Annotated in this window: 20 protein-coding genes; 14 read left to right on the top strand and 6 right to left on the bottom strand. The window is 44.2% G+C overall.

From position 1 onward, the window contains the following. Positions 1–10 precede the first annotated feature (10 nt). Positions 11–568 carry a hypothetical protein gene (locus BLV66_RS06735; protein ID WP_143033108.1) on the top strand — a complete coding sequence of 186 codons (558 nt, stop codon included), beginning with the start codon at positions 11–13 and terminating at the stop codon, positions 566–568. A gap of 300 nt (positions 569–868) precedes the next feature. On the opposite strand, the gene BLV66_RS06730 is transcribed toward BLV66_RS06735, so the two are convergent. Next, positions 869–1,465, bottom strand: a complete 597-nt coding sequence (locus BLV66_RS06730; protein ID WP_086987240.1) for a helix-turn-helix domain-containing protein — start codon at positions 1,463–1,465, stop codon at positions 869–871. Between the two features lie 254 nt (positions 1,466–1,719). Here BLV66_RS06730 and BLV66_RS06725 point away from each other — a divergent pair, with 254 nt between their 5' ends. After that, positions 1,720–3,363, top strand: coding sequence for a phosphoenolpyruvate carboxykinase (ATP) (locus tag BLV66_RS06725; protein WP_086987241.1), 1,644 nt, complete (start codon positions 1,720–1,722; stop codon positions 3,361–3,363). Between the two features lie 87 nt (positions 3,364–3,450). On the opposite strand, the gene BLV66_RS06720 is transcribed toward BLV66_RS06725, so the two are convergent. Further along, positions 3,451–5,253, bottom strand: a complete 1,803-nt coding sequence (locus BLV66_RS06720) for a sensor histidine kinase (RefSeq protein WP_086987242.1) — start codon at positions 5,251–5,253, stop codon at positions 3,451–3,453. Positions 5,254–5,348: 95 nt separating this feature from the next. On the opposite strand from BLV66_RS06720, the gene BLV66_RS06715 reads away from it, so the two are divergent. After that, a complete protein-coding gene (locus BLV66_RS06715; RefSeq protein WP_086987243.1) occupies positions 5,349–6,059 on the top strand; it encodes a response regulator transcription factor in 711 nt (236 codons plus the stop codon). A 2-nt stretch (positions 6,060–6,061) separates the two neighbouring features. On the opposite strand, the gene citG is transcribed toward BLV66_RS06715, so the two are convergent. The 3 genes from citG to BLV66_RS06700 all read right to left on the bottom strand — a co-directional run bounded on the left by citG (position 6,062) and on the right by BLV66_RS06700 (position 9,095). Then, positions 6,062–6,934, bottom strand: coding sequence for a triphosphoribosyl-dephospho-CoA synthase CitG (citG, locus tag BLV66_RS06710; protein ID WP_342746291.1), 873 nt, complete (start codon positions 6,932–6,934; stop codon positions 6,062–6,064). Then, on the bottom strand, positions 6,912–7,622 hold the full coding sequence (locus tag BLV66_RS06705; RefSeq protein WP_086987244.1) for a GntR family transcriptional regulator: 711 nt from the start codon (positions 7,620–7,622) through the stop codon (positions 6,912–6,914). Before BLV66_RS06705 ends, citG begins: the two co-directional genes overlap by 23 nt. A 129-nt stretch (positions 7,623–7,751) precedes the next feature. Continuing rightward, positions 7,752–9,095, bottom strand: coding sequence for a CitMHS family transporter (locus BLV66_RS06700; protein WP_086987245.1), 1,344 nt, complete (start codon positions 9,093–9,095; stop codon positions 7,752–7,754). Between the two features lie 399 nt (positions 9,096–9,494). On the opposite strand from BLV66_RS06700, the gene BLV66_RS06695 reads away from it, so the two are divergent. The 11 genes from BLV66_RS06695 (at position 9,495) to BLV66_RS06645 (ending at position 17,559) form a co-directional block, all read left to right on the top strand. Next, complete coding sequence (locus tag BLV66_RS06695; RefSeq protein ID WP_086987246.1) at positions 9,495–9,821, top strand: hypothetical protein; 327 nt, start codon at positions 9,495–9,497, stop codon at positions 9,819–9,821. Positions 9,822–9,837: 16 nt separating this feature from the next. Then, a complete protein-coding gene (locus tag BLV66_RS06690) occupies positions 9,838–10,230 on the top strand; it encodes an acetyl-CoA carboxylase biotin carboxyl carrier protein subunit (protein ID WP_086987247.1) in 393 nt (130 codons plus the stop codon). A gap of 26 nt (positions 10,231–10,256) precedes the next feature. After that, positions 10,257–11,378, top strand: a complete 1,122-nt coding sequence (locus BLV66_RS06685) for a sodium ion-translocating decarboxylase subunit beta (protein ID WP_086987248.1) — start codon at positions 10,257–10,259, stop codon at positions 11,376–11,378. A gap of 26 nt (positions 11,379–11,404) precedes the next feature. After that, complete coding sequence (locus tag BLV66_RS15775; RefSeq protein ID WP_086987249.1) at positions 11,405–11,533, top strand: OadG-related small transporter subunit; 129 nt, start codon at positions 11,405–11,407, stop codon at positions 11,531–11,533. Between the two features lie 24 nt (positions 11,534–11,557). After that, complete coding sequence (citC, locus tag BLV66_RS06675; RefSeq protein WP_086987250.1) at positions 11,558–12,586, top strand: [citrate (pro-3S)-lyase] ligase; 1,029 nt, start codon at positions 11,558–11,560, stop codon at positions 12,584–12,586. Further along, positions 12,576–12,884, top strand: a complete 309-nt coding sequence (gene citD, locus BLV66_RS06670; RefSeq protein WP_086987251.1) for a citrate lyase acyl carrier protein — start codon at positions 12,576–12,578, stop codon at positions 12,882–12,884. Before citC ends, citD begins: the two co-directional genes overlap by 11 nt. Next, entirely contained in the window at positions 12,872–13,759 is an 888-nt protein-coding gene (gene citE, locus BLV66_RS06665) for a citrate (pro-3S)-lyase subunit beta (RefSeq protein ID WP_086987252.1), read from the top strand. The genes citD and citE overlap by 13 nt, the downstream gene beginning before the upstream one ends. A 2-nt stretch (positions 13,760–13,761) precedes the next feature. After that, on the top strand, positions 13,762–15,294 hold the full coding sequence (citF, locus tag BLV66_RS06660; protein WP_086626837.1) for a citrate lyase subunit alpha: 1,533 nt from the start codon (positions 13,762–13,764) through the stop codon (positions 15,292–15,294). After that, the gene (gene citX, locus BLV66_RS06655) at positions 15,287–15,844 is read left to right on the top strand and encodes a citrate lyase holo-[acyl-carrier protein] synthase (RefSeq protein ID WP_086987253.1); all 558 of its coding nucleotides are present in this window, start codon (positions 15,287–15,289) and stop codon (positions 15,842–15,844) included. Before citF ends, citX begins: the two co-directional genes overlap by 8 nt. Then, on the top strand, positions 15,837–17,231 hold the full coding sequence (locus BLV66_RS06650) for an oxaloacetate decarboxylase subunit alpha (protein WP_086626839.1): 1,395 nt from the start codon (positions 15,837–15,839) through the stop codon (positions 17,229–17,231). Before citX ends, BLV66_RS06650 begins: the two co-directional genes overlap by 8 nt. A gap of 169 nt (positions 17,232–17,400) precedes the next feature. Further along, entirely contained in the window at positions 17,401–17,559 is a 159-nt protein-coding gene (locus BLV66_RS06645) for a hypothetical protein (RefSeq protein ID WP_176974159.1), read from the top strand. Positions 17,560–17,610: 51 nt separating this feature from the next. On the opposite strand, the gene BLV66_RS06640 is transcribed toward BLV66_RS06645, so the two are convergent. Beyond that, positions 17,611–18,138: an acyl-CoA thioesterase gene (locus tag BLV66_RS06640; RefSeq protein WP_176974158.1), complete on the bottom strand. Its 528-nt coding sequence runs from the start codon at positions 18,136–18,138 to the stop codon at positions 17,611–17,613. Positions 18,139–18,233: the final 95 nt, after the last annotated feature.

The raw sequence follows: 18,233 nt of genomic DNA, 5'->3' as shown, positions 1-18,233 counted from the left end.
AGACTACAGATTGAGCAAATTAGTGATTGGATTGGATGATTCCGGGGGATTAAGCAGAAGGGGTGGTAACATGGTGAAGATTGGTGAGAAGACAGTTGTTTCCGTAACGTGCCAAGATGTTATTCTGCAATTAGCTGAGCAATATTGTTCTGAAGGCGAGTACCTTCATTTCGGGATGAAAGAGAATCCGAAAAAATATGTGTTGGTGACAGACGAAAAAATATACCTGATCAAATCCAAAGCGATGGCTGAGGACAAGCATAAAGAGGATGTTTTCAGCATCCAGTACACGCAAATGCGAAAAGAAGAATTAAGGATGAAATTTGATGGCTGGTTTGTGGAAATGTCCACCAACAGCGCCATGAAGAAAGATCCTCATTTCCATGTCATTTTGGACAAAATCCAAGGCTTGCGTCCGGACGAAAAAGAAACCTCCATAGAGAGTCCGCAACCCGTTTTACCGGATTATCTGGATGCGGAAATCAGCTGCTTAAAAGAAATATTGGCGGAAGGCCTCATCACGCAGGAAGAATACGAAAGCGTGAAGGACAGATTGTCGGAAATGTAGACAATCAATCAATTCCGCGGAATCGCGATACAGAATAGAAAAAGAAAAACCATGGAGCTGCCTCGTTTTCGAGGGAGCTTCATGTTTTTCTTTTATTTGGTGCTATGATTGTCTGGTCTGGGGTTCAAGCTCGTGGCGGAATTCCCCGCCAAAATGGTTTTGAAGGGGAATCTCGTGTTGTCCGCGGACGTTTTTCCCCGCCAAGGTGGTTTTGGCGGGGAACCTGACCGTGATTTAAACTATTTTCCCCCGCCAAACCGCTTTTGGCGGGTTATCCGACAATTTCTTATGGAATTAAAATCAGATCGCCAAGCTTGTTCTCTTGAATGTATTGAATTGGTCGCGCAAAAGGGCGCGCGTCAGGTGGTCTTCAAATGTCACGTTCAGGTTCGGCAGCTTTGCGATATTGTAGATGTCGTTTGTATCTTCCACAAGCACCCAATTGTTCAGTACCTTCACGACGATGGAGGACAGCGGTTCTGCATGGCTGCACCTGAACAATGTATCATCCACAAATTTTTTGAAAGGATTGGCCAACTGTTCTTCCGGCAGCATGTTCTCCGCCAAGTCCAAGGCATCATCCCGATAAATCGTGAATTCTTTCTCATATACAGGAGGGGATTGTTTTATGAGCTCGTAATCCCGTTCCTTTATGTAAGCCAAGGCATCCTGGTATCCTTTGCGGTATTCCTTAGTGGATTTGATGCCGCTGTTCATATAGGTTTTGGCTGCGATGACTTCATCCAATGAATCTTCAGGGATCAACCAACCCTCTTTGTTGCTGAATTTCACGGCGTCCTTGATTTTCCCTTTGCGGATCCATCTGCGAACCATTTCTTCTGAATGGGTTATATTTTTTTTGCTGAGTATTTTGACTGCTTCGGCTACGGTAAGCACTATTCATTCCTCCGTTATTACTTGTTTAGTTGATTCTATAGTAGCATTAAGTTTTCGGGATGTGGTGTTTCTTTTGTGTACTCCTAAACATAGTACAGTGAAAAAACACTTCACGGATATGAAAAAGTCTAATACATCAAGAAAGTGTTTTTTTGCTGTTCAAAATATCAAGCACATCATAAGTACACCTCAATATCGGTACAAATACAGAAAAGCATACTATAATGAAGTCATTAAAACTACGGAGGTCGAGTATGGCAACAATTGAAACGTACCAAAGATCTGCATTGAAGAAAACCAATCCACTGTTAACTAAATTACGCACAACAGTCGAAACTGCTTTCTACGGCAGCAATATGCATGAAGTGACGACACTAGCCGAAGCTTATGAGTTGGCTAAAGCATCTCCAGGGGTCATCGTAACCGACCTTCCAATCAAAGAGACGGAAAAATTGGGACTGCCTGAAGATGCCAAAGTTCTGGTCGAAAATGGCGGAAAGATAGTCGGACGTACCGCTAAAGCAAGAAGGATCGTAGGCGAGGACAAAGCAGAGGACGAGCAATTGATCGCAATCGTCCGTGATGTCATCTACCAGAACCGTACCAAGAAGTACCACCATGCAACCGGCTATGTCGGATTGGATGAAGCGTTCATCATTAAAGCGCATATCGCATTTCCGGAAGGGAACGAAAATAATCTTTATTCTTGGTTGTTGAACTTCCAATGGGCCAATGACATGTACAACGAATTGTACGCGCATTCAAAGAAGTATGATGAAGGGGATATCTACATCTATGCGGATCCCGACTGGAGCCATCCCGATTATCCGCTGGGCTTGGCTTACTTTGAACCCGATCATAACGTAGCGTGCATTTTGGGCATGCAGTATTTTGGGGAATTCAAGAAAGGCACGCTATCCTTGGCATGGGGCACCGCGCACCGCAATGGGTATGCGTCCTGCCATGGCGGCTTGAAGAAATTTGTGTTGGAAGATAAGAAACGCGTCTTTGCATTCTTCGGCTTATCCGGTTCGGGCAAATCGACGCTGACGCATTCGAAGCACAACGGAAAATACAAAGTGAAGGTATTGCACGATGATGCCTTCATCATCGATCTGCTCGACGGCTCATCAATTGCATTGGAACCGGCTTACTTCGACAAGACCCAGGATTATCCGGCCGACCATCCGGAACAGGAATATTTCCTGACGGCACAGAACGTAGGCGTGACGAAGGACGTGGACGGAAAACGCGTCTTGGTGACGGAAGATATCCGCAATGGCAACGGCCGCACCGTCAAGTCCCGTTACGTGACGCCTGATCGAGTGGACAAATTCCATTCGGCGATCGAAGGCATCTACTGGATCATGAAAGATGACGCCTTGCCGCCGCTCGTCAAAATCGAGAACCCGATCCTTGCCGCCACTTTCGGAGCCACGCTAGCAACGAAAAGATCGACTGCGGAAACCGCAAGAAAGGGCGAAGATAGAGATAGATTGGTAATCGAGCCGTATGCCAATCCATTCCGCGTCTATCCTTTGATCGAAGATTACGAAGATTTTAAAGCTTTGCTGAGCAAAGAAGCAGTGGATTGCTACATCATCAACACCGGCGCTTTCCTGAATAAGGACATCACCAAAGACGTCACCCTCGGCGTGATCGAAAGCATCGTCGAAGAGACGGCCACATTCAAACCTTTCGGAGACGGGACCGGATTGGCTTACCTGGACGTGCCGGGCTATGAACCACCGTTTCAAGACGAGAGCTACAAAAAGCTGGTCAAAGAACGGATGACGATGCGCACGGAGTTCCTGCAGACGTTCAACCAAGAACATCCGGACTGTCCACTTCCGGACGAAGCCATCCATGCATTTGACCAGATTGTCCAGTCCTTGTAACTGCTAGCTGATTTGAAATGAAAAAAAACCAACAGCATTGTCTCCGTAAGTCAGGAATAATGCTGTTGGTTTTCATTTGTTGTCTTATCAGCTTTTTTGTAGTGGAATATTGATGCAGACCGTCAAGCCTTTTTGGGTTCTATCCAGTCTGATTTGCCAATCATATTTGTCAGCGATGGAAGAAACCACAAACAATCCCAATCCTGACCCATTGCTGCCTTTAGTGGTGAAGAAAGGATCGAACAGGTCATTGCTCTCCAATCCTTCCGCGATTCCGGGTCCATCGTCTGTGATGGACAAGACCGCGAATTCTTTGTCTTTAGTGACGATTGAACGCTTCTGCAATTCGGCGTTGCATTCGGCATCAGCTTTTTTCAGCCTGATCATGACATTGCCGGGACGCGTGTCGATCGCTTGGAAGGCGTTTGTCAGAAGGTTATAAAGTACCACCTGCAAGTCTTGCTTATCAAAGCCTTCAACCAAAATACCAGGAGCGATATCACTCTTGACGTTGATGCTTTTGGGAGTAAGGATCGTGATTTCGGAAATGGTATCCTTGAGCACTTGCGAAAGGTCATGCACGGTATCTTGCTGACCTTCGCTCACCTTGGAAAAACGCAACACATTGGTGGAAAGATCCTTGCCTTTTTCCGCAGCAAGGTAGATTTCCTTCAGTTCGCTGACCAACTCCTCGTTCTCGGCGTAGTCATCCATCAACAGTTGGGCATTACCCAAAATTGGGGTCAGGAAATTATTCATGTCGTGAACGATGGTCGTGGTCAAAAGTCCGATTGCTTCCAGTTTGCTTTCTTTCAGGATCCGTTTTTCCAGTTGATGGCGCTCATTCTCAAATTTTTGTTTTTCAATGAGGCGTTGGCTTTCTTCATAGGCTTGATTCTTTTTGTTGTAGCCCCTGATCAAAAGAATGAAGATGAGAATTATAGCAGAAATAAGCAATAACAGACTTAATAGGATATAATTGTTTTGTATAGGTACGCGGTTGTGCTCATAGAAATCCGAGTTCAGGGCGACTACCCAGTGGGCTGCACCGATATCAATCCAATCAAAGGCACCCAACTTCAGGACTTTGGTCGGGTTTTCTTCGTTCCACCAATAGGAATAATAACTGAGCGTCCCTTGGTCTTGGGTGAGCTGGGCTTCCTCCAATCGCTTCAGATCGGAAAGATCCAGATCCGGGAACTGCTCTTGACGATCGGAGATGATATCCAGTCCGACTTGGCTCTCGACCGGATGGATGACGACTTCCATATCGGCATTCTTCACCAACGGGTAACCGCTGTAAGCACTCGTGTCGCTGAATATTTCCGCCTTGAACATGTTTTCAAGGTTCAACGGTGCGACAAAATAACCCGTGATCTGGTCATCTGCTGCAACGATGGGGGAATAAAGGTTCACGAAAGATTGGTTTTCCAGAAAATAATCGCTGCTGTTTTGGACGAGCGAGCCACTTGCGATCAACGATTCCAGACTCGGGTCTGCAATCAGATAAGTTTTGACTCGATCTTCGGAAAGTTCCTGAAGAGACCCATCGTTGAACTGCCAAGCCTCCAAAAAAATACCTTCAGCATCAAGTTGGATCAACAGATTTGTTTGATCTTCGTGGGAGCCGAGATAAGCGGAGATGGTCTCTTCGGAATTCAGCTCATTGGAAAATTGCTGAAGCGATAAGGAACGGTTCTCGATGACAAGCTTCAGATTATTCGTTACATAATTCAAAGTGCGCATCAGTTGTTCCTGACCGCTTTTCTTGGCATTCTCCTCCACTGAGTAGAAGCTACCCGTGATCGTGACCAAGGTAATCGCGATGATGATGAATAACCCTGTCATGATAATGTTGATGATGCGTGTCGTTGGTTTGTTTTCCATCATAATAGCCCTTTCTTAAAAAATGCCTAGTATTATAATAATCAGTTGACAAAACGATGTTCTGCTTGCGAAACTAGAGAACATTGAGGAGGAAAAATATGAACAACCAGAAAATTCTCGTCGTTGATGACGATATCGCAATCCGGCGGCTTATTTGGAAGTCGCTACAGTCAACGGGCGTGCTTATTTACCAAAGTGATTCCATCGAAAAAACACTGGATATCATGACCCGTGTGACTTTTGATCTTTTCTTGCTGGATATCAGCCTGGAATATGAGAATGACGGCTATCATTTGGCGCAGCTGATCCGCGCTGACTACCCGTTAACCCCTATTATATTTATAAGCGGCAAAAAAAGCGAGACCGATATCATCAACGGTCTCGAAACAGGGGCGGACTATTATATTACGAAACCTTTTTCGCCTAACCTTTTGCGTGCTCAAATTTTGAGTACGTTGCAAAGAATGAAGACCATCCAGTCGCAAAAAACAAATCCCAACAGCCGTGTATTGAAAGTGGGCGATTTTACTTTCGATAAAAACCTGTACCAACTGCAGAAGCGGGGGCAGGATATCGCTCTTTCATCGAAAGAAATCCAATTGATGCTGTTTTTCCTGGAAAATCCGAATCAAGTTTTTTCAAAGGAACAAATCTATGCGAATGTATGGAATGATGGGGAAATGGACAATAACCTGATTATGGTTTACATCAGCTACCTGCGCAACAAGATTGAGGATGACTCGAAAAAACCGCGTTATTTGAAGACTGTCTGGGGTATTGGCTATACGTTCAATCCGGACGGCGAATAAAATCAGAAAAGATTTTCCAATTTTGCAAAAAAGATACCTAAGGATAAAAGATCGGCAGCTCCGCCTGGGCTCAAGTGTCTTTCTATCAAGACCAGGTCATAGCTGTACAGCAACTCTTTCAGGTTTTCTTCATGTGAATCTTGCAGGAGTTGTTTTGCTTCCGTTTTGACTGTCTGCCAAGCGTCGATGCCTCCGCGGTGGATGATGTTGCCATCTTCAACTTGGCTCATCAACAGGAGCAGCGCTTTTAATAATAGCGTTTCAATGGGCTGACTTTGATTTGCTCTAAAAAACGGCAAAAGCAGTTCGCTCAAGGCAGGGTAGCCGGCTTCGGCTTCACCGCGGATACCGGTGATACCATAGCCAAGGTATAATTTTTCTCCATACGTCAAGGAGGTTTTGGCAGCGAGATCGGCAAAATCATCCGTTACCAATCCATGACTCATTTCTTGGGCATAGGAGAGTACTTCTTGCGTATCATTTTGTGTGAAAGGAGGCTGCAGACCCCGACCGATGCAAGCGCCGGTCGCCCCCAACAGTACAGCGAAAGAGAAGTTGGCGCCTTTGTGCGTATTGATGTTTTTGGTGGCAGCCAGCATCGCGTTTTCGGCATGAACGCCCATGGAGCGGACTTTATGGAACAACTCTTTTGCGGTTCCTTCATGTTCGATCCCTAATTTTACATATTGGTACAGGTAAGGGCTCAGGCTGACTATGCTGTCCAAAAAAGTAAAGAAGTCCATGTCGGAGTGGGCGCCGCTGTTGTTGCGGTCCACCAGACCCGGTTTTGGCGTCAAGGCTACTTCATAAAGGAGAGCTTTCTCGGCTTGTCCGGCAATTTCGACGAGCAGCTCATTCATTGGTTTCAAAGTCAATTTTACGTTTCTCCATTTCTTTGACGATAAAATTCAGCGAACGATCCAAATGTTCGTGGGTGATGAGTTGGATCTGGAGCGCATCTTGCGTCTTCATCCCGCGGTAGATTAACCAGTGTTCCGCCAACGCAAAATCGCGTCTTTCCTTCGAACTGATCGAGATGTCCCTGAAGTACATCAAGTATTCCGAAAGCTTCAAAACGATGGACTTCAGGCGTTGCATCTGGCTTTTTTCGTATATGAAATCATTGAATTCCAAGAATTTCTGCTGCAATTCTTCAACTTTATCTTCCTGATTCAGCATTTCGCAATACTCCAAATGTAAGCGCATCACTTTGAAATCCTCTGCTGTCATCAGCTTCATGGCTGTTGTTGTAGCGAGGGTATCCAGCGCTTTGCGGATATCATAAATTTCGTACGCATCTTTTATGCTGATGCCTTTCACGACAACGCCGACTCCAGGGACGTGTTTCACTAAATCTTCTTCGGTCAACTTTTTCAGAGCGTAGCGGATGGGTGTGCGGCTGATGTTCATGTTCTCGGAGAACTCTTTTTCGTTGATGCGTTCTCCGGCTGGGATTTCGCCTAAAATGACGGTCTTGCGGAAAGCCTCGTAAATCAGGTCTTTTAGTGGCTTGTTTTGGCTAAGGTCTAAGTTTTTGCTGACTGCTTTGATTATAGTGCTCATCTTTTTCCCCTTCATCCTATTATTTTTTGGTTAATTGTTGGTTAGTTCTTTATGAGAGCGATTCCTTTATACTAAAAAGCCGAGCAGAGTCGCCCGGCTTTCCAGTCCTTATAAGGATTATACGTTTCTTTATTGTGGGATGTAAAGCGGCATTTGGCCGAACAATACGATTGTCACTAGGAAGATAACGAAAATTCCAAGCGCATATTTCGCAGATTCTTTCTGCCAAGCTCCCATGTCCAAGCCAGTCAAACGAAGCAACAAGTAGATGAATGCTACCAATGGGCTAAGTAAGTGGAACGCTTGACCCATCAGGGAAGCCAAAGCCATTTGCATGTTTGTGAATCCGTAAGAGCGACCAGCTTCAGCCAATACAGGCAATACACCGAAGTAGAAGCCATCATTGGAGATGAAGAAAGTACCTGGTGCAGAGATAAGGGCGATGATAATTCCCCAGAAACCTGCTAATTGTTTAGGAATGATTGTTGCGAAGCTTTCTGCCAAAGCAGTAGCCATTCCGGAACCTTGGAATAAGCCCATGAATACGCCAGCTGCGAATACTAAGATAACTACTTGAACAGCGTCGCCGCCGTTTGCGCCGATACGAGAAGATTGATCTTTAAGAGCAGGGTAGTTGACCATCAAAGCGATACACGTACCAACCAAGAACAACATCAAAGGTGGCATTGAGATAGCTTCGATAAATGATCCAGCAACCAACCAACCGATCAAGCCGATTGTAAGGATACCATTGAATGCGAAGTTTTGTGGACGACGGATTTCTTGTGTTTCAGGATCAGTAACAGTTGTCATTTCATCGATTTCTTCATCAGTCAGGACTTTAACGCCTAGACGAGCGCGTTCTTTGCGGCCCATGTGTGGAGCAACCCAGAAAGTAACATAAAGCAAAGCCAATATCATACCAGGAGCAAGGTAAGAAAGGATGCTTGCATCAACTTCCAGAACAGCCATCGCACGAGCAGTAGGACCGCCCCATGGAAGCAAGTTCATGATTGTGTTTTGCAGGATAACCAAGACAGCAAGGTTCATCAAGTTCATGTTTAACTTCTTATAGATAGGAATAAAAGCTGAACAACAGATCAAAGTTGTTGTAGTACCGTCACCATTCAAGGAAACAGTGGCAGCAACAACAGCAGTTGCCATCAACACTTTCATCGGATCGCCTTTAGCGAAGTGAATCATTTTTTTAGTGATAGGGTCGAATAGACCAGTATCCAACATAATAGAGAAGTAAAGAATAGCGAACAATAACATGATACCAGTTTTAGAAGTTGTGGTTACCCCTTCCAAAACAAATTCCCCGATGTTTCCAGAGGTAACACCCGTTGCCAAAGCGATAAGCGTAAAAACAAGTGGGATGATTACTAATGCGGTGAACGGTGATAATTTCTTTTTCATGATCACATACATGAAGATCGCGATCATTCCATAAGACAATACTGTAAGTAACATTTTTTTTCTCCTTCCGACTATAAAAAAGTTTTTTGAGAGTGCCTGACCACTTCTGTATTTAAATAAGTAAGTGAATCGATTCACATTTATTCTAATTTAAAAAACCCGAAGTTGTTTGGGCTGTCTCTCTAAGAGCAATAATAGTTACTTTGCAAGTCAATTGAAAGCCGTTACTTTAAAAAAACACGAAAAACACACTCGGATTGAAACGCTTTCTTAAATGCGGCTTAACCAAATATTAAAAAAGTCTTAAATGCTTAAAAACGTTGATATAGCAACGTTTTTAGTGTTTGGTCGTTTTTGAGAACATAAAAAAAACAATAAAACAGGCGTAATGACCTGTTTTTAATGAGAGAAATTTCTATAATGGGATTAAATCCATAGAAAGGACGTGAGAAAATGATTTTTTTCAAAGGTTTCTTTGGGAAAAAGGACACAATAGCGCCTAAGCCAGTACCGCCAGCAACTGTTTCAGCAAGTGTACCCGTGAATGACCTGATTGAAATTCCAGCTTTTATACCCACTGATCCGAATGAATATGAATTAGTCAGTGTCATCGCGACAGCAATCGCTGCAGGAGATTATCCTAAATCGCAGTTTGTGGTAAAAAATATTATGAAGCGTAATCCCGAGGCTCATCTTGTTTCGCTGATTTCCGCAAGTATTGCGGCAGGCACCATGCCTGAAAGTAAATTTGTCGTAAAAAAAATAAGTCAGGTTAAATAATAAGGAGGAATTATAAATGTTAAGAAAATTCAAGATTGCAATCGATGGTAAGGAATACTTAGTGGAAATGGAAGAAATCGGCGGCGTGCAACAACCAGTTCAAGCACCAGTTGCAGCAGCACCGGCAGCTCCAGTAGCGGCACCAGCAGAACAAGCAGCACCGGCACCAACTGCAGCGCCTGTCTCAGCAGCTTCAGGAGACGCAATGACTTCCCCAATGCCAGGAACGATCCTTAGACTGTTAGTGAACATCGGCGATGAAGTAAAAGAAAACCAACCATTGATGATCCTTGAAGCAATGAAGATGGAAAATGAAGTTGTCGCAAACCATGCTGGTAAAGTAGCTGGCATCCATGTGAACCAAGGTCAAGTCGTAAATGCCGGCGATGCATTAATCACCATCGCATAATTATTTTATTAGGAGGAAGTGAATAAATGGAGACATTATTAGCAGGAATTACATCCATTGCGATGGGACAAATCGTGATGATGCTTATCGGGGCTGTCCTGATATATTTAGGAATCAAAAAAGAGTACGAACCTACATTACTGGTGCCTATGGGACTTGGTACCATCTTGGTCAACTTCCCCGGTACGGGCGTTCTGACCCAAATGGTCAACGGATCTGAATCAGAGGGCGTTTTGGATGTTCTCTTCGAAGCAGGTATCAGCACAGAGTTGTTCCCGTTGCTGATTTTCATCGGTATCGGTGCCATGATCGATTTCGGTCCGCTGTTGCAAAACCCATTCATGTTATTATTCGGTGCTGCCGCTCAATTCGGTATCTTCTTTACAATCGTAGTCGCTATCTTCTTCGGATTCGATATCAGAGAAGCTGCTTCAATCGGTATCATCGGTGCAGCTGATGGCCCGACAGCCATCTTCGTATCCAACCAATTGGCGCCTAATCTACTGGGACCGATCACGGTTGCCGCTTATTCCTATATGGCGCTTGTTCCGATCATCCAACCGATCGCGATCAAAGCTGTCACTACCAAAGCAGAACGTCGCATCCGCATGACTTACAAAGCGGAAGGCGTATCCAAAATGACTAAAATTCTTTTCCCAATCATCATTACGATCGTTGCCGGTTTTATCGCACCAATTTCCCTTCCGTTGGTAGGTTTCCTGATGTTCGGTAACTTGTTGCGCGAATGTGGTGTCTTGGACAGACTTTCATTGACTGCCCAAAACGAATTGGTAAACATCATCAGTATCCTGTTGGGTCTTACGATTTCCGTCAAAATGCAGGCTGAATTGTTCTTGAATTTCCAAACATTGATGATCATCGCTTTCGGTTTGGTTGCCTTCATCATGGATACAATCGGCGGCGTATTGTTCGCAAAACTTCTGAACTTGTTCAGAACTGAAAAAATTAATCCAATGATCGGTGGAGCTGGTATTTCCGCCTTCCCGATGTCAAGCCGTGTTATCCAAAAAATGGCTACTGACGAAGATCCTCAAAACTTTATCTTGATGTATGCTGTCGGTGCGAACGTATCTGGACAAATTGCATCTGTTATCGCTGGTGGTTTAGTACTTGCCTTCTTTAGTTAAGAAGGTTCATTGAAAGGAGAATTATTATGGTATATAATCCAGAATCTTTAAAAATTGCATTTGAACTGATGATTTTCGGTATGGGCGGCATCTTCTTGGTGCTATTCTTACTGTATGTTGTATCGATTGTACTGATCAAACGTTTTCCAGCCTAAAAATAAAACAAAGAAGGCTCACCTATGTATGAACTGAAAAGAATCTGGATAACGCGTGTTCCAGCGGACAAAAAAGCTTGGGAGGATTTATTGTTCTTAGGCGGACTTGTCCCGGACGAGCAAGTCGACTATACAGTAGGCCTCTATGACCGAAACAAATTAGTCGCTACCGGATCGACTTATCAAAACATCATTAAACTAGTCGCTGTCGATCCTGAGTACCAAAGCGAAAATTTATTGACAAAAATCGTGATGGCTTTATCTTCCAAGCTTCACGATGAGGGCATTATCCACTTCTTTTTGTACACGAAACCCTGCGTGGCGATTTCCTTTGCATCGCTTGGCTTTAAAGAGGTCATCCGCACAAATGATATTCTCTTTATGGAGCAAGGCTCTCCCGATTTTTCGGACTACTTGGCCTTGCTTGAGAGCCATAAGAGGGATGCCGATCATGCGGGAGCCATCGTAATGAATGCGAATCCGTTCACTAAAGGTCATTTGTACTTAGTCGAAACGGCTGCTGCTCAAGTTGATGTTCTCTATCTTTTTGTCCTGTCCGATGATCGCTCCGAATTTTCGACGGAAGAGCGATCAAAGCTTGTCAAGGCGGGCACACAGCACCTTCCGAATGTGGTCATTCTCCCGACAAGGGATTATCAAGTGTCATCCGCTACTTTCCCATCCTACTTTCTGAAGGATCAAGCGGTAGAAAGCATAGCCCGCGTACAGGCAACGCTGGATGCAACCTTGTTCAAGGAGAGGATCGCGCCTGCTCTCCAGATCAAAACGCGCTTTGTAGGGGAAGAACCATTATCCCCCGTTACAGAGGTATATAACGAGAGTATGCGTGAGATTTTTTCTGATACGCTTGCCCTGACAGTCGTTCCCCGGATCGAACTGGATGGACAGGTCATCAGTGCTACACGTGTACGAAAAGCATTGAAAGAAGATGATTTTCAAACAATTAAAAAACTTGTACCACCAACAACTTATATTTATTTGGCAGAAAATTATGGAAAAGACAAATTTAGGGGTGAAAAAAGTGGAAATTAAAAAATATGCAGTAGCTGGAACGACTGAATCAAGTGACATCATGATCGTCGTTGAACCTAGCGATAACAATGAAGTTGCAGTGACACTGGATTCAAGCGTGGAAAAACAATATGGCGATCGTATCGAGGAAGTCATCATCGCAACACTTAAAAATCTGGGCATCACAAGCGCGAAAGTATCCGCTGTTGACAAAGGTGCATTGGATTGCACGATCGAAGCGCGTACAGTAACAGCCATTCATCGTGCTGCTGAAAACGACGACTACAACTGGAAGGAGATGGACACATGGAACGTTTAAGAAGAACTATGATGTTTGTCCCTGGCGCAAATGCTGCAATGCTTAGGGACGCACCCCTGTATGGTGCTGATTCAATCATGTTTGACTTGGAGGACGCTGTTTCTCTGAAAGAAAAAGATTCAGCCCGCACATTGGTGCATTTTGCATTGAAAACATTTGATTACAGCAAATCAGAAACAGTTGTACGTATCAATAGTTTAGACACTGTTGGAAAACTAGACATTGAAGCTGTAGTTTTGGCTGGCGTAAATGTTATCAGACTCCCAAAAACAGAAACTGCTCAAGATATCATTGATGTAGATGAAGTAATCACGGCAGTCGAAACAAAATATGGTATCGAAATCGGAACAACTAAAATGATGGCAGCCATCGAATCTGCTGAAGGTACATTGAATGCTCGTGAAATCGCAAAAGCATCTACTCGTTTAATCGGGATTGCATTAGGCGCAGAAGACTACGTAACAAACATGAAAACAAAACGCTACCCTGACGGACAAGAATTGTTCTTCGCAAGAAGCTACATTCTTCATGCTGCTCGTGCAGCTGGAATTGCTGCTATTGATACAGTTTACTCTGACGTTGACAATGTACAGGGCTTCTCCAGAGAAGTTGAACTTGTTAAACAACTTGGTTTTGATGGTAAATCTGTTATTAATCCTCGTCAAATCCCAATCGTGAACAAGATTTACGCACCAACAGAAAAAGAAATTCAAAATGCAAAAGAAGTTATCTGGGCAATCAGAGAAGCAGAAGAAAAAGGTTCAGGCGTTATCTCATTGAAGGGTAAGATGGTTGACAAACCAATTGTTGAACGTGCACAACGCGTTATTGCATTGGCCAAAGCGGCTAAACTGATTAACGAGGAGGAAATTTAATAATGGCCATCAATAAAGTTGGAAAAGATATTCCTGAAGTATTTGCTCAACAATACGGTGTTTATGACGGGGAATTAGCAAACATAGCTGATTACGAAGAGTCTACTCGTAAACTTCATCCTGTAAAGCCTAACGACAAAAAGATGTTAGGTAGCATTCGTGAAGCGATTGAAAAAACAGGACTTAAAGACGGCATGACAATTTCTTTTCACCATCATTTCCGCGAAGGCGACTTCGTAATGAACATGGTTATGGATCAAATTGCTAAAATGGGTTTCAAAAACATTTCTATCGCACCAAGCTCCATTGCAAATGTTCATGAACCATTAATTGGACATATTAAATCAGGTGTTGTGACAAACATTACATCAAGCGGATTACGTGATAAAGTTGGGGCAGCTATTTCCCAAGGTATCATGGAAAACCCTGTTGTGATTCGCTCTCATGGTGGACGTGCCAGAGCAATCGTCCGTGGAGATATCCATATCGATGTTGCTTTCTTAGGCGCTCCAAGTTCTGATGAATATGGTAATGTGAATGGAACATCAGGAAAAACAACATGCGGATCTTTAGGCTACGCTATGGTAGATGCAAAGTATGCTGATAAAGTTGTCGCTATTACTGACTCATTGATGCCTTATCCAAACACACCAATCAGTATTCCTCAAACAGATGTTGATTATGTTGTTGTCGTTGATGCAATTGGCGATCCTGAAGGAATTGCTAAAGGGGCAACACGGTTCACTAAAAACCCTAAAGAACTATTGATTGCAGAATATGCTTCTAAAGTAATCATTAATTCTCCTTATTATAAACAAGGTTTCTCTTTCCAAACAGGTACCGGTGGAGCATCTCTTGCTGTAACGCGCTTCTTGAAAGATTCTATGATTGAAGATGGTATCAAAGCTAGCTTTGCTTTAGGTGGTATTACTAACGCAATGGTAGAATTGCTTGAAGAAGGACTTGTTGGAAAAATCATCGACGTGCAAGATTTTGACCATCCGTCTGCTGTTTCTTTAGGAAATAATGTGAACCATTATGAAATTGATGCAAACATGTATGCTTCTCCATTAAGCAAAGGCGCTGTCATCAATCAATTGGATACAGCTATTTTATCTGCGCTAGAAATCGATACCGACTTTAACGTGAATGTTATAACAGGTTCTGATGGTGTTATTCGTGGCGCTTCAGGCGGACACTCAGATACAAGTGCAGCATGTAAAATGAGTTTGGTTATTTCACCACTTATTCGTGGACGTATCCCAACAATTGTTGATACAGTAAATACTGTCGTTACACCAGGTGCTAGTGTAGATGTAGTTGTTACCGAAGTTGGTATTGCTATCAATCCTGAACGTAAAGATTTAATTGAACACTTCAGTAATCTTGATGTTCCTCAATTTACAATTGAACAATTAAAAGACATTGCATATTCTGTAGTAGGAGCACCAGAACCTATTGAATACGGAAACAAAGTAGTTGCTTTAATCGAATACCGTGATGGCACGATAATCGATGTGGTAAAAAATGTCTAGTACAACCCTTTTTACTGAAGGAGAACGCGTTACTTTAGCAGAAATGTTGGCGGTGCGTGAAAAACGTGTCGCCATCCAACGGGAATTATTGAGCAGCCAGAAAGAGGACAGCCTCTTGATGGCACTCATGAATATTCCGGGTCCGATAAAAAACAATCAACAGTTGGAAGCTGTCTTTACTGAAGTTCTGGAACGCATAGAAGAAGTGTTGGGCAATGATCTGCCGCAAGCTTCTCTCTACCGGAACCTGAAGACTGGGGCGGAATACTTTTTCCTTTCGCCATTGACTCCTGCACAACTGAAAGAAAAAATGGTGATGATAGAAGAAACGCATCCTTTCGGCCGATTGTTTGACTTGGACGTCCTTTGGATGGAAGGCAATGATCTGAAGAGCATCAGCCGGACCGAATTAGGACTGAACACGAGACGTTGTTTCATCTGCAATCGTGATGCAAAAGATTGCGGACGCAGCCGTCGCCACACCATTGAAGAAATGCAAGATGCCATTTCTAAAATAATACAAGAAGGAAGTGACCAATTACATGACTAAAGAAATCCGTTTTATGGAAACGGTCTTGCGTGATGGTCAACAAAGTTTGATTGCAACACGTATGCCACTATCAGATATGTTGCCGATCATCAAAACCATGGATGAAGCCGGCTACCACTCCATCGAAATGTGGGGAGGCGCCACCTTTGATTCTTGTATCCGTTATTTGAACGAGGATCCTTGGGAACGTCTGCGCACGATTCGTAAAGAAGTCAAAAATGCAAAATTGCAGATGCTTTTGCGTGGACAGAATTTATTGGGTTATAAACACTATTCCGATGATGTCGTCAGCGCATTTGTCGAAAAGTCGATCGAAAACGGAATCGATGTTGTGCGTGTCTTCGATGCATTGAATGATTTGCGCAACCTGAAGACAGCCATCGATATCACTAAAAAAGCTGGCGGCCATTGCCAGACTGCAATCTCTTATACAACCAGCGAATTCCACACAGTCGACTATTTCGTAGGCTTGACCAAGGAAATGGCTAAAATGGGCGCAGATTCCATCTGTATCAAGGATATGGCCGGCGTGTTGACGCCAGCCGTCGCTTTTGAATTGGTTAGCAAAATCAAAGCTGCCGTTGATTTGCCTTTAGAAGTCCACACACATGCGACAAGCGGCATTGCTGAAATGACGTACCTGAAGGCTGTTGAAGCTGGTGCTGATATCATCGACACAGCCATCTCTCCGTTTGCTGGCGGCACAAGCCAACCGGCTACGGAATCCGTTGCAATCGCGTTGGAAGGATTGGGCTACAACACTGGGCTTGATATGAACAAACTTGCAGAAATCGCCGATCATTTTGCTCCGATCCGGGATCGTTTCCGTAACGACGGCATCCTGAACCCTAAAGTGAAGGACGTCGAGCCGAAAACATTGCTGTACCAAGTACCGGGCGGCATGCTTTCCAACTTGTTGAGCCAATTGACTGAACAAGGCCTGCAGGACAAATACGACGATGTATTGGCAGAAGTTCCGAAAGTGCGTGCGGACTTAGGCTATCCTCCATTGGTTACACCGTTATCGCAAATGGTCGGTACGCAAGCCTTGATGAACGTCATCTCAGGCGAGCGCTATAAACTTGTGCCTAACGAAATCAAGGAATATGTAAGAGGTCAATACGGCAAACCGCCAGTAGCGATTTCTGCAGAAATTACGAAAAAAATCATCGGTAACGAAGGCATCACAACTGTGAGACCTGCCGATCTGATCTTGCCGCAAATGCCTAAATTTGAAAAAGAAATCAGCCAATACGCTAAATCCACAGAAGATGTCTTGATGTACGCTTTGTTCCCGCAACAAGCAAAAGACTTCCTTGGACGCAGAGAAGATAGATTCTACGATGTTCCAGTACAAACAATCGATGTTTCCATCGACGTACAATAATCCTAGAGTGATCAAAAACTTCAAGCAACCTTTATCGGTTTGCTTGAAGTTTTTTTGTGCGCTGGATGCAAACCCATACCATCGATGACTTCCAGGCCGGCAAAGTGATCGAAGTGAACACGTCCTCGCACAGATATGGCCTGAAGGATCTGCGCCATCAAGAGCCATTTTGAGGCTTTACAATGACTTGGGCGGCATCGGCAGCGACAGCCATGAAAAGCATCACTTAGGGGCTTATATTGAAGATACAAAGGTGGAATTGAAAGCATTGGGATATGAACAGTATTGCACCTTTGCAGGGATGCAGCCAATTTCCCACGAATTGTAGAAAGACAAAGGAAGAGCCGAAATGCCTGCTGGCATTTTGGCTCTTCTTTTGTCAGGCATCCCAAATCTGTTTGGTGGAAAGGCCGGAAAGCAGGCGGCTGTTCTGGTTGCGTTTGATCAGGTTGTTGATTCTGCGCTCCTCGTAACCGGAACAGATCATCTTTTCTTCCTCCGACTCGGGTAAAATCAGCGGCATAACAAAGTCCGGATCCGAGCTGTCGGTGATGACGAAAGTCAGGAAGGCGTAGGCAGAGATGCGGCTTTCCCCGGTGCGGACGTCTGTGGCGGTCAGTTTTGCGAAGGCCTCCACGGAAGTGTTCCCGCAGCCGGAGACATACGCTTCCACATAGATGGCCTCATTTTTCCGGACGGGCTGGATGAAGGCGACCAAATCGACAGTAGCGGTGAAGGAAGGCCGCTTGACGAAGTTGAACACGGCCCTGCCACAGGCTGAGTCGAAGTGCGACATGATTTCGCCGCCGAAGAGGGTATCTTTATCGTTCAATTCGCTATAGGATACGAAAGCAGTGCGTACGTTCCGCGTCTGGTTGCATGTCAGTTCTTTTTTTGTATGGTCCATATCATCATTCCTTGTTTGGATTATTTTTTTCATTGTATCACAGCTTTTGGCTTCAGAAGTGTCTTCCGATTGCTTTTGCATTTTGTCGCTCGAGG

The organism is Trichococcus collinsii (assembly GCF_900107505.1).
Classification (GTDB): domain Bacteria; phylum Bacillota; class Bacilli; order Lactobacillales; family Aerococcaceae; genus Trichococcus; species Trichococcus collinsii.
This window is presented reverse-complemented; position numbering and strand designations above follow the sequence as displayed.

Coding starts and splice junctions, on each gene's coding strand:
- BLV66_RS06725 (WP_086987241.1), top strand. CDS start 1,720: ATGGCAACAATTGAAACGTACCAAAGATCTGCATTGAAGAAAACCAAT.
- BLV66_RS06720 (WP_086987242.1), bottom strand. CDS start 5,253: ATGATGGAAAACAAACCAACGACACGCATCATCAACATTATCATGACA.
- BLV66_RS06715 (WP_086987243.1), top strand. CDS start 5,349: ATGAACAACCAGAAAATTCTCGTCGTTGATGACGATATCGCAATCCGG.
- BLV66_RS06705 (WP_086987244.1), bottom strand. CDS start 7,622: ATGAGCACTATAATCAAAGCAGTCAGCAAAAACTTAGACCTTAGCCAA.
- BLV66_RS06700 (WP_086987245.1), bottom strand. CDS start 9,095: ATGTTACTTACAGTATTGTCTTATGGAATGATCGCGATCTTCATGTAT.
- BLV66_RS06695 (WP_086987246.1), top strand. CDS start 9,495: ATGATTTTTTTCAAAGGTTTCTTTGGGAAAAAGGACACAATAGCGCCT.
- BLV66_RS06690 (WP_086987247.1), top strand. CDS start 9,838: ATGTTAAGAAAATTCAAGATTGCAATCGATGGTAAGGAATACTTAGTG.
- BLV66_RS06685 (WP_086987248.1), top strand. CDS start 10,257: ATGGAGACATTATTAGCAGGAATTACATCCATTGCGATGGGACAAATC.
- BLV66_RS15775 (WP_086987249.1), top strand. CDS start 11,405: ATGGTATATAATCCAGAATCTTTAAAAATTGCATTTGAACTGATGATT.
- citC (WP_086987250.1), top strand. CDS start 11,558: ATGTATGAACTGAAAAGAATCTGGATAACGCGTGTTCCAGCGGACAAA.
- citE (WP_086987252.1), top strand. CDS start 12,872: ATGGAACGTTTAAGAAGAACTATGATGTTTGTCCCTGGCGCAAATGCT.
- citF (WP_086626837.1), top strand. CDS start 13,762: ATGGCCATCAATAAAGTTGGAAAAGATATTCCTGAAGTATTTGCTCAA.
- citX (WP_086987253.1), top strand. CDS start 15,287: ATGTCTAGTACAACCCTTTTTACTGAAGGAGAACGCGTTACTTTAGCA.
- BLV66_RS06650 (WP_086626839.1), top strand. CDS start 15,837: ATGACTAAAGAAATCCGTTTTATGGAAACGGTCTTGCGTGATGGTCAA.
- BLV66_RS06640 (WP_176974158.1), bottom strand. CDS start 18,138: ATGGACCATACAAAAAAAGAACTGACATGCAACCAGACGCGGAACGTA.